Source organism: Herbaspirillum lusitanum P6-12, assembly GCF_000256565.1.
Taxonomy (GTDB): domain Bacteria; phylum Pseudomonadota; class Gammaproteobacteria; order Burkholderiales; family Burkholderiaceae_D; genus Herbaspirillum; species Herbaspirillum lusitanum.
Map to the genome: position 1 here is coordinate 1 of NZ_AJHH01000775.1, position 2148 is coordinate 2148.

Consider the following 2148-nt stretch of genomic DNA (forward strand, 5'->3'; position numbering starts at 1 on the left):
TAATTGCCGCGGCGCCTTGCAATACCAGACGGCGTTTGTTCGATGTTGTGGATGTATTCGATCTTGTTGTCATGTCCTGCCCCGGAAAATTATCAAGGGACCAAGACTAAACAAAGCGACGTTTTAGCAGAACGAATGCTTTCGATGATGCTTACGCGATTTCTGAATATATCGGTGCGGCTGCAGCGGCAGAAACATCAGAAACGTCGGAATCACGCGCCGCCCAGCAGGTCGTGGGCATTGAGGATGGCGAAGGCGATGTCGGGATTGCTTTCCAGGCATTTGCGGATTGCCGCCGGCACTGCCTGGCGGGTTTTCTTGCACAGGCCGGGACGTTCTTCCAGCAGGATCAGGAAACCGCGCACGGTGCGCACTTCGCGTGGGCTCGGGGCGATGCGCAAGACCACGCCGAGTTGTTTGTAGAGCAGTCCGGCGACGTGTTGCAAATCGTCGTAGCTTGAAATGCGCCCGATGCGTTCGAGCAGCCTGCGCTCCTGCTCCTGGGTCAGCGTCAGTATGCGCACGTCGGTGTCGGGGTTGGCCGCCGCGCTGTCGAGCAGGCTCTCGCGATCGCATACACAGGCGCCCGGCGGGCACTCCTTGCGTAACGAATGGACGGGGATACCGGAAAGCGACTGCAGCATGCCAACTCCTGCGTGAAAGTCATTCAACGACAACGGCTAGTATAGCGGCTAGTGTGTGGGGGCGCGCGGGCGGTATACTGCGCACCTGGCGACGCGCATCCGGCGTGTCCGCCGCATCGTTACGAAAGCCATCATGAGCACCTTGCCACCCTGTCCCCAATGCCAGTCCGAATTCACCTACGAAGACGGCGCCCTGTACATCTGTCCCGAATGCGCCCATGAGTGGCCGACCCAGCCCGCCGAAGCGGTAGAAGAAAGCGGCAAGGTATGGCGCGACGCCGCCGGCAACATCCTGCAGGACGGCGACACCGTCACCGTGATCAAGGATCTCAAGCTCAAGGGCGGTGGCGGTGTGGTCAAGATCGGCACCAAGGTCAAGAACATCCGCCTGGTCGACGGCGACCACGACATCGATTGCAAGATCGACGGCTTCGGCCAGATGGGCCTGAAGACCGAGTTCGTCAAAAAAGTCTGAAGCGCACAGGGCGAGGAACGACTGCATGTCAGCGAAATTGAAACTGGGTTTGATGGGCTACGGCTTTGCTGGCGCCACCTTCCATGCGCCGGTGATCGTCCGTAGCGGGCGCACCGAACTCGGCGTGATCGCCACTTCGCAGGCAGAGCGCGCCCGCGCCGACTATCCGGATGCCGGGATCGTCTCGGACTTCGACGCATTGATCGCGCGAAACGACATCGCCTGCATCGTCATCGCCACGCCCAACGACAGCCATTTCGCGTTGGCGCGTCGCGCGCTGGAAGCGGGCAAGCATGTCGTGGTCGACAAGCCGGTCACCTTGTCCGGCGGCGATGCGCAAACACTGGCGCGACTGGCGGAGCAACGCGGCCTGCTGTTCGCGCCGTTTCACAATCGCCGCTGGGACGGCGACTTCATGACGCTGCGAGCGCTGATCGCCGACGGCGCGCTTGGCCGCGTGACGCACTTCGAATCGCATTTCGACCGCTTCCGTCCGGTCATTCCAAAACGCTGGCGCGAAGAAGCGGCGCACGGCGGCGGCCTGCTGTTCGATCTCGGCCCGCATCTGATCGACCAGGCGCTGGCCTTGTTCGGCGCACCGCAGTCGCTGTCGGCCACCGTGCGGCGCCAGCGCGACAATGCCCAGGTGCCGGACTACGTCCATCTGCAATTGCATTACGCCGACAAGGAAGTGATGCTGCACGCCAGCGCGCTCAGCGCCTTGCCGCCGTCGCGCTTTACCGTACACGGCACGCGCGGCGGTTACCTGAGCAACGGTCTCGACGTACAGGAAGATCAACTGAAAGCAGGCTTGCGTCCCGGCGACGCCGGCTTCGGCAAGAATCCTCCGGGATGGTTGAGGCAAGTTGACGGGGACGCCGATCGTCAAGGCGAGCACGCCACGCTGGACGGCGACTACGCCGGCTTCTACCGGGCGCTGGCCGACACGCTGCTGGACGGCAAGACTTTTCCGGTGCCGGCGCAAGATGCGGTCGATGTCATGACCATCATCGACCTGGCCGACAATGA

Annotated in this window: 3 protein-coding genes; 2 read left to right on the top strand and 1 reads right to left on the bottom strand. The window is 62.3% G+C overall.

Going from position 1 to position 2148, the window contains the following annotated elements; all coding sequences use genetic code 11:
• Positions 1-212: 212 nt before the first annotated feature.
• Positions 213-644 carry a hypothetical protein gene (locus HLUSI_RS0125000; protein ID WP_016836534.1) on the bottom strand — a complete coding sequence of 144 codons (432 nt, stop codon included), beginning with the start codon at positions 642-644 and terminating at the stop codon, positions 213-215.
• Between the two features lie 133 nt (positions 645-777).
• On the opposite strand from HLUSI_RS0125000, the gene HLUSI_RS0125005 reads away from it, so the two are divergent.
• Both HLUSI_RS0125005 and HLUSI_RS0125010 read left to right on the top strand, forming a co-directional pair.
• Positions 778-1119 (top strand): zinc ribbon domain-containing protein YjdM, encoded by a 342-nt coding sequence (locus HLUSI_RS0125005; RefSeq protein WP_016836535.1) that lies wholly within the window; start codon positions 778-780, stop codon positions 1117-1119.
• A 25-nt stretch (positions 1120-1144) separates the two neighbouring features.
• The coding region (locus tag HLUSI_RS0125010) for an oxidoreductase (RefSeq protein ID WP_040503900.1) at positions 1145-2148 on the top strand (1004 nt) is incomplete at its 3' end.